6 protein-coding genes and 1 pseudogene are annotated in these 8,390 nt (G+C 36.9%); 3 read left to right on the top strand and 4 right to left on the bottom strand.

All coding sequences use genetic code 11. The annotated features are described in order from the left end of the window. Positions 1-414: 414 nt before the first annotated feature. Both CDZ78_RS12465 and CDZ78_RS12460 read right to left on the bottom strand, forming a co-directional pair. Positions 415-1,092 carry a recombinase family protein gene (locus tag CDZ78_RS12465; protein ID WP_087870304.1) on the bottom strand — a complete coding sequence of 226 codons (678 nt, stop codon included), beginning with the start codon at positions 1,090-1,092 and terminating at the stop codon, positions 415-417. A gap of 216 nt (positions 1,093-1,308) precedes the next feature. Beyond that, the gene (locus tag CDZ78_RS12460) at positions 1,309-2,523 is read right to left on the bottom strand and encodes a pentapeptide repeat-containing protein (RefSeq protein ID WP_087870303.1); all 1,215 of its coding nucleotides are present in this window, start codon (positions 2,521-2,523) and stop codon (positions 1,309-1,311) included. Positions 2,524-2,703: 180 nt separating this feature from the next. Here CDZ78_RS12460 and CDZ78_RS12455 point away from each other — a divergent pair. From CDZ78_RS12455 to CDZ78_RS12445, 3 genes and pseudogenes are all read left to right on the top strand, one after another. Further along, positions 2,704-3,012 (top strand): annotated as a pseudogene (locus tag CDZ78_RS12455) (IS1 family transposase); the annotation flags it as partial. A gap of 186 nt (positions 3,013-3,198) precedes the next feature. Then, a complete protein-coding gene (locus CDZ78_RS12450; protein WP_307190497.1) occupies positions 3,199-4,005 on the top strand; it encodes a DNA-methyltransferase in 807 nt (268 codons plus the stop codon). After that, complete coding sequence (locus CDZ78_RS12445; RefSeq protein ID WP_087870302.1) at positions 4,002-5,075, top strand: DNA cytosine methyltransferase; 1,074 nt, start codon at positions 4,002-4,004, stop codon at positions 5,073-5,075. The genes CDZ78_RS12450 and CDZ78_RS12445 overlap by 4 nt, the downstream gene beginning before the upstream one ends. On the opposite strand, the gene CDZ78_RS12440 is transcribed toward CDZ78_RS12445, so the two are convergent. Beyond that, on the bottom strand, positions 5,051-6,382 hold the full coding sequence (locus tag CDZ78_RS12440; protein WP_087870301.1) for an LlaJI family restriction endonuclease: 1,332 nt from the start codon (positions 6,380-6,382) through the stop codon (positions 5,051-5,053). The genes CDZ78_RS12445 and CDZ78_RS12440 overlap by 25 nt on opposite strands. 14 nt (positions 6,383-6,396) lie before the next feature. Further along, a complete protein-coding gene (locus tag CDZ78_RS12435) occupies positions 6,397-8,229 on the bottom strand; it encodes an AAA family ATPase (protein ID WP_087870300.1) in 1,833 nt (610 codons plus the stop codon). Between the last annotated feature and the right edge of the window lie 161 nt (positions 8,230-8,390).

Here is an 8,390-nt window from a genome sequence, read left to right as displayed (position 1 = left end):
CAGGCATAACTATCCTGCTAAAGCCCAGCCCTGACGCATGAACCTTGCAATATTCAGGTGTTTATGACGGTTAACTATAAACGCCAGTTTCCAAGTTTTTGATCGCGAAATCTTAAAGTAACAACGTATAAAAGGGTCAATTAAGCAACACAGTGAAATTAGACTTAGACTGCGATTAGTCTTTATTTACGCTCAAAAAATCATAGTATTGCAATTCAAAACACTAGCAACAAATATCTCACGATAACGCACCAACGACGGCACTCACTGCCGTCTTCTCAATAAGACTTACATCCCTGTATGGTTTTTCATTTCAAGTCACCAGTGCACCATAGGATGGATATTTATGTCACATGGACACAGTGCTCCGAATTATTCAGAGCCTTTTAAAAATATAATTAGACAGGCCTAAATTTATACGGTTTTCTCTCGGTCAATAATATTCTTCACTGTTGATGCGTGCCATTGCCCCCCGCGCCTCGTTTTTACGCCTAGTTTATTTAATTCATTAGCCACATTCCCCATTGATAAACCTTTAATCCGATACCCCTCGATAATGTCGCTTACGGTTCTAGCGAAGTCACTGGCTAGCTTCTTGTTTATTGCATTGCTCTTTAGCCGTGCTTCATTTAAATTTGTTTGATTACCTAGTTGAACCCCTCGCGCCTTTAATATTTGTAGAGCCGCCTTTGTTCTAGTGCTAATCAACTCCCGTTCCTTTTCGGATAGAGCCGCGTATAGGTGGAGCATAAAGGGGTCTGCGTCTCTTCCAAGTTGTGCTGCAATAAATGGGATTTTATTTGCCATTAGCGATGATATAAAAGCAACATCGCGACCTAGTCTGTCTAACTTATTCACAATGATATAAGCTGATTCTTTTTTAGCGCAATTTAATGCTTGAGATAATACAGGGCGTTTCTCTAAAGCATCAAACCCTTTTCCGCTTTCCACTTCGGATAATATCTTGATTAACTCAATACCCTCATTTTTACAGAATTCCTTTATATCCGATTCTTGAACCTTTAGCCCTAACCCACTTCTTCCTTGTTCAGAGGTTGATACTCTTACGTAACCGATTGCTTTCTTAATCATAAGCACACCTTTTTATTTAGTTATACATATTATAAACGTTCGTTTATAGTTTGTATAACTAAATAAAAAGGTGACATCCCCTCCATGCTACTTCACGAAATCCCAGGACTCCTTCGCCGTAATCTCACCTACGCAGCGAATAGGCGATTATCCAGACGCCTTCTCGTGATATTAGGAGAGGTTCATGTTGTCTCTACCTCTGATAAAAATCCGTATTCAGAGTCGGAAACGGTTACGAAGTCCTAAGCCGATTAAAAACACAAGCAGAAACGACAGCACGCCTTGAATAAGGCTTAATGAATAGATCACGTTCGGTATTTGTTGTGGTTCGCATGGAAATAACTTATCAAGAATACCAATTGTGATGCTACGTCCGGCAGGGACGAATGAAAATACCTGAGATACAGAATACAAGAACCCATATCCTAAAGGAAAATAATCTAAGCTAGACTCATTAGCATAAATCAACGTACAGACAATAGTTAGTCCCAGAAGCCAGAGCACTGGACGTATTATACTCTGGCCATAGATACATACTACATCAAAAATTTTGTCCAAATATCTATGAAATATTTCACCTAAATATATACGAAGTTTTTTATCCTTAGTATTCTGATTCTTAATCTTATCCTGTTTGGCTCGCATTTCGATAACATGAAAACCCAGTGCCTGTTGGTAGCTTTTATTAGCCTCTGCAAGTTCTTTTAGGCGACATAAACGTTCTCCATCACTTTTATCAAAATCACCCTTCGGAGGATAATTATCCGATATTTCCATCCTATCTAGAGACACTTGATTGGTTAACTTTGTATTGGTTAAATCCGGTATGCAGTTAAATGTATTGTCTGAAATATCAAAAGATTTATCAAAACTGCTATGACGTAAAGAAAATTTTGACAATCTCTCTGAGAATTTCAATGACTCAAACGATACATGACCTCCAAATTCACAGTAATCACAAATAAAGACTCCCTCTCCTAACCTCGAGTGCCTAAAAGTCACTACCCCCATAAACGCCGAACCGTTAAAATACACGCCCCCTTTTCCGAACTGCGCCCTCTCAAAAGTCACCCTGCCTTTTCCGAACCCCGTGCACTCGAAGAGCACTAATCCCTTGCCAAACTTAGCATCCTCGAAATTCACGACCCCATTTCCGTAGAAAGTCGAGTCCTTAAAAGACACAGCACCCTCGCCGAAATTGGCGCTGGCGAAAGACACACTCCCGTTCTTCGGAAACCGATACTCTGAGAAGTTAAATTCCCCATTTCCTTTCCTATGCTTTGAAAAATCGACTTTTGAAAAATCCACCTCCGTATTATCATTATGTTTATCAACATAAGCGTTCCATCTTTCTTTACCTGCTAAGAACTCGTCAAAGGCTTCTTTATCCTTGCCAGATATAGTCTTTCGATCTTTATAGTTGGTATTCATAGTTAATATGCCTATTTTTGTTTTTCACGTTCGCATACAAGTAAGTTTAGCCCCTGTAATGCCCGTACGACGCATTTTGCAAATTCTACGATATACCTTTCATGTGGGGAATATATTGGCTCCCTACGGGACGTATTGATAAAGCATGGATAACGAAAAGATGTTATCCACCCCTTACCAATTGCTTATGTATTTGGCAAGCGTAAAGATGATGTTTTCAAAGAGCTAAAAGCCTTACTGACTCCTTTTGAAATAAGCAGATATTATACAGATGACTGGGGGGCTTATGAGCGAAACTTAGATGTAAATGAACATGAAATAGGCAAACAAAACACTCAAAAAATTGAACGAAAAAACCTAAATTTTAGAACATGGATTAAACGCTTAACGCGTCGAACAATCTGTTTTTCCAAAATAGAACAAATGCATGATATTGTCATTGGACTATTAATTAATAAAGTCGAATTTGGACGAGATATTCATGCCTAATAACAGATTTAACCCACCACCAAAAATAGGTCACAGTTGGTTTCTACACAAGCATTTGTCTTTTTGCGACAGAACCGACGCTTACGATTATGAGAGTGTAATTGTTAGGATTGACATTCCCCCAAAGAAATCTAGAGGTAATTCGTTTAGATCTCCAAGCAACAACAAATTAAATAAGGAACAGAATTGAAACAAAGTGTTATTGCTGATGATATTAGCCATGAATCAAGCTTAAGTGTATCGAACAATTTTTCAGAACAAAACGGTCAGTCGTGGTCTGTATTGCAAGAAGATTGCCTTACTGGAATGAAAAAAATCAACACTGAATCCGTAGATCTTTTTATAACTGATCCGCCGTATAATCTAGGCCGGTTTATGAAAAAACGTAATGCAGGTGTCTTTCGCATGCGTGAAAATCATTTCGTTTCAAGCGGCTGGGATGACTTGGAGCATGAAGAGTGGGATGCTAAAATGAAAAGTTTCTTAATTGATGCTTATCAACTTTTGCGTGTTGATGGTGGCATCATAATTTTTATGTCCCTCATGAAAATAGAAAGCTTGATTGCTGCGGCTCAGGAGGCAGGTTTTTATTATAAGACTATAGGTGTATGGCATAAAACTAACCCAATTCCACGTAACATGAATATAACTTTTGTTAATTCTACAGAAGCTTGGGTTTATTTCGTAAAAAAAGGTCCATCAGGAACATTTAATAATTCCGGAAAAGCTATTCATGATTTTTTTGAATATTCGTTAACCCCAGCTTCTGAGAAAAAGTGTGGTAAGCATCCTACACAAAAACCACTAAAACTCATCAAGCATTTTGTAGAAATTTTATCTGATCCTGGTGATCTCGTAGTAGACCCGTTTATGGGGAGTGGTACAACTGGAGTTGCAAGTTTAAAGTTAGGACGAAAGTTTTTAGGTATTGAACTAGACGAGAATTACTTTGAGATCGCAGTAAATCGTTTGAAATTATGCGGAAATAAATGAAATCTATTGATTTATTTGCAGGTGTTGGCGGGATGTCTCTTGGCTTTGAGTTAGCGGGATTTAAAGTTTTATTAGCCGTTGAAAAGAATGGAGCTATTGCTGAAGGTTATGCATTAAACCATCCGAACACGGAGTTAATAGTATCAGGTGTAGAGAATTTAAATATTCCTGAAACTTTTGAACAGTTTAAGTTGAGTGGGGGAGTAGATGTTATTTTCGGTGGTCCACCTTGTCAAGGCTTCTCCCAGAAGGGAAAACGGTTGAATACCTCTGATGATAGAAATTATCTTTTTAAATATTTTTTTGAAGTTGTAAACTACCTGCACCCTGAGTTCTTTGTAATTGAAAATGTCCCTAATATACTTACGACGGCGAATAGTTTCTTTTATGAAGAAATAAAATGCTCTTTCAGTATGATTGGCTATGAATTGAAGGCACAGGTTCTTAATGCTTCAGACTATGGAGTGCCACAACATAGGAAGCGTGCATTTATTGTCGGCCAACGTGGAGATAATAAATTTGAGTTCCCTGCACCCAAAAAAGATCTTGTAACTATTAAAGAATCTATATCAGATTTGCCATCAATTTTATCTGGAGAAGGCGAATTATATTACCCGTATCCCAGTAAACCACTTTATCCGTACCAAAAAATGATGAGAGTGAAATCACAAGGAATATACAATCATCAAGCGACAAATCATTCAAATATTGCTCTTCAAAGGTTGGCAATGATTGCGAAAAATGGTGGCGGTAAGGAAAATTTACCTCCCGTGCACCTGACTAAATCAATATACAGTGGTACCTGGACTCGTCTAAATGATGATGCTCAAGCAAGAACTATTACAACTCGATTCGATACGCCATCATCAGGGCAATTTACATTGCCATGGCAGGATAGATGTCTAACTGTAAGAGAAGCAGCACGAATACAATCATTCCCTGACAGTTTCATTTTCTGTGGTACAAAATCAAACCAAATGTTACAAGTTGGTAATGCCGTTCCACCTCTATTAGCACAAGCAATAGCTAGGAAAATTATAAAATGTTACGGTAATGATGCAGTTGTTTGATCTATCAATATATTAAAATCTCTTAGCTCAGAATGAGTAAATAACTGGTTATTCAGATACCTTTGTATGGCTCGTACACCAGATAGATTGACGCAAACAATTCTATTTTTTGTGATTCTAGGTATTTTTATCTCGCCAAAAGGAAATAAATCTAGAGCATTACTCCCTACAGGAAAAACGAAGCAGTTAATAATCTTAGATCTATCTTCTCCGAATAGCGTAGTAAAAGTATTCGATGTAAACACTAGATCTTCGTAATGCAGTTGCTTTGATATATCTCCGACTCCAGGCCCAGAAACACGACCATCTTGACTTGGTTTTACTCGATAATATTTTGCATCGAGCAAAAGAATACCTTTTTTATCAGGAAGTTCTGTTAATGCATCAATAATGAATTTCCCCTCTGAGCAGTAAACTTTAGATGTTTTCCATATTCTCCACTCTGGAAGGGGCATTACATCTTTCCAGTTATCTGATTTCTTTACATCACTAAACAAAGATGAGCATATTTTTTCCCAAATAGTATGAAAATATTGCGTTCCGAAAAACTTTACGCCACTATAATGCTCCTCTTCAATCCAATTAATAAGCGCTTTAAGTATTTGCGTCTCTCGCATGAAAAAAGTTCGTCTCATTACAGACCTTAGTATCGGTAGTGCCGTTGTAATAACAGTGGATCTAGTGGACGATCCCAATATAGGGTTGCTTGGGTAACCTGCTAATTCACCATATAAATTTGAACATTTCGTTACTATAGCTCTATGTATTTCAGTAATAACCTTATGCTCAGTTCTTTCTGTATGTTTGCTTATCCATTTTTCGTATATAGGGCCACTTTCACTATGAAGTGCATATCTATTTTGAATTGTTCTACCCCAATCTGGTGTACGTGTATCAGAGTATTTTAAATAAGATCGTCGTATAGATAGCAGTCCATTAGTATAAAAGTCTTCTAATATGAAGCTAGCTATGTTGATTCGACTTAGGTGACCTTCATTTTTCTTTTGATCAAATAGCTGTGCATCAGCAGGACACTTGCTATTCTTGTTCTCTTTGCTAATCCTGCGCATCAATTTTATAATTAATTTTGCAGTAGTTTCATTTTTGCCATGATGAAATTTAGGTAGTGAAAAAAGCACGCGACCTGGCGTCTCAATTAACCCTACAAAGTTAATTTTTTTACGGCGATTACTCCTACTTAACTCTAGTGCTAGTTCTATATCGCATGCGTCAGATTCTACTATCTTTTTTTCATCAATTAAGCTCTGTATGCTGAATTCTGTTTCTGTTAGGTAGGTGATCGACACTTTTTAGTTCCACCTTATTCAAGAGGAAATTGAAATATATTATTACCTTTACTATAGTGTGATAATAGTTCAGATAATGTTGCGTTCGGGTATGAAAAAAACTCATCTGCTCGATGCCTAAGTATGTCATCCCTAATATATGAAAGTAGTTTAAATTTAAAGGCAGAATCATCACAAAGTTCATCGTTAGTTAAGAAGAATGGACCGATATGCATATCTTCATGTATTCGTAATTCCGATAACTTTATATTGATTTTCTGTCGAAGGTCATTCCATTCTAAGGTTAGACTTTCACCTGATGAAGACTGGAATTTTGTTTTTATAGAGGTGTCATGCAATGCATTCTCCCCGTCGTTTAAACCCATATAGAAAAATGACCAGCGACGCTTAAACGCAGTATCTAATGGGATAACTCCTTGATCAGCATTGTTAAGAGTTGCCCAAATATAGAGATTAGATGGGATAGTTATTGACGGTCCAATTCCGTTAGAAATAAGGTATTCTATAGCTTCTGTCGATAAATATATGGGGTATTTGCTTTCTCCATCTTTACTACGATCAAGTAATTGAAATATATCTCCAAAAACAGCTGGAGCATCGGCCCTGTTCAATTCCTCAATAATCAAAAGGTACCTATTATTTGATTTATCTTTTGTTGCCTGAACTAGGATTTTTAGAAAAGTTCCAGGGACAAATCTATATTCTATAATTGGTTTTCCAGGGCGAGGTTCTTTTACATTGTCCCTTCCTACATATTCTTTTGTAGAGTTTGGATCATATAAAGGTGCGGGGCGGAACCCCCCGACAAATTGTCCATAAGTATAATCAGAATAGAAAGTGACTCTGGCTACTTCTTTTGGATGTAAGTTAACTATATTTTCCTCTAAAAAATGTGACTTTCCTGTGCCCGGCGCTCCATAAATAATCCAATTTAGTGGAAATTCAGTTTTTATTGGAGTAATGTTTTCTTTATCATCATTGAATACTTCAGGCTCTATTGTGATAGATTGGTTCCTCTCAATGATATTTAAATAATTAGAAACCCTACCCTTATAGGTATCAAATCCAGATATTCCACTTCTCTTTATAACATCACCCTGACTAAGTGTAAGGTAAGGATGTAGTTCATCATTTAAGATACTATTAAAAATACGGAGAGGTCCTTTTTTCTCGCCATTACCGAGACTTATGCTATTATCTCTTTCTAGTAGTTGGTATATTCCCTCTTGTTGAAATTCTATAAATTCCCCCGCATATTCTAGTTTAAAATGCGTATCTTCAGTGAAATTCGTAAGTACGCGTAACAATTTTTTCTCATATAAATTGCTATTATTTTTTTCACCTTTTAGCCAGCTAATTAACACCTCAAATACGTCTACTGGACAATCCCCATGAACATCAGTTAACACTTCATTTAAGATGTCTAGCGTACTAGTAAACTCTAGTTGCTTTAGCTTGCGTATGCCACCACTTCGTTCATAGCTACCTGCGAGACTTGAGTCAATAAACGATACCGTACATAATTTCCATATAAGCTCAAGTGCAACTTGTAGAGGTTCCATTTGGGAATCAAAAATTGGACATTTCTCTAGTAAACATTTGAAATTTGAAGGTAAATCTCCAATATTTCCCCATACATGTTCTGTTTTATCATAGACGTCTTGGTTAATCTTCAGCTTTTTAGAGCCATCTGAAGTAGTGTCAGCATAGACTAAAGTCGAAGGGCGGCCAGTACCAATCCAAAGTAAAATAATTCCAGATAGAAGTAATTTTGGTTTAGATAAAGAAGATTTTATTCCTAACCGTCTATTTAGAGTTGGTCTTTTTGTAATTTCTTTTGGCAACATAGTGAGTAGTTAAGTGCATTATTTATGATCTTTTATTCAATACCTTCGCCAATTTTAATTTAAGCCAAACATGACAATCTTACACCCATATAAATCAATCGCTTATAGGCTATCGCTGAAAATCAGGGAAACGTAGCCTAAGCGAAGTGATGATTTTTAGT

The sequence above is a fragment of the Bathymodiolus platifrons methanotrophic gill symbiont genome, assembly GCF_002189065.1.
In the GTDB taxonomy this organism is placed as follows: Bacteria; Pseudomonadota; Gammaproteobacteria; order Methylococcales; family Methylomonadaceae; genus Methyloprofundus.
This window is presented reverse-complemented; position numbering and strand designations above follow the sequence as displayed.

Coding starts and splice junctions, on each gene's coding strand:
- CDZ78_RS12465 (WP_087870304.1), bottom strand. CDS start 1,092: ATGATTAAGAAAGCAATCGGTTACGTAAGAGTATCAACCTCTGAACAA.
- CDZ78_RS12460 (WP_087870303.1), bottom strand. CDS start 2,523: ATGAATACCAACTATAAAGATCGAAAGACTATATCTGGCAAGGATAAA.
- CDZ78_RS12445 (WP_087870302.1), top strand. CDS start 4,002: ATGAAATCTATTGATTTATTTGCAGGTGTTGGCGGGATGTCTCTTGGC.
- CDZ78_RS12435 (WP_087870300.1), bottom strand. CDS start 8,229: ATGTTGCCAAAAGAAATTACAAAAAGACCAACTCTAAATAGACGGTTA.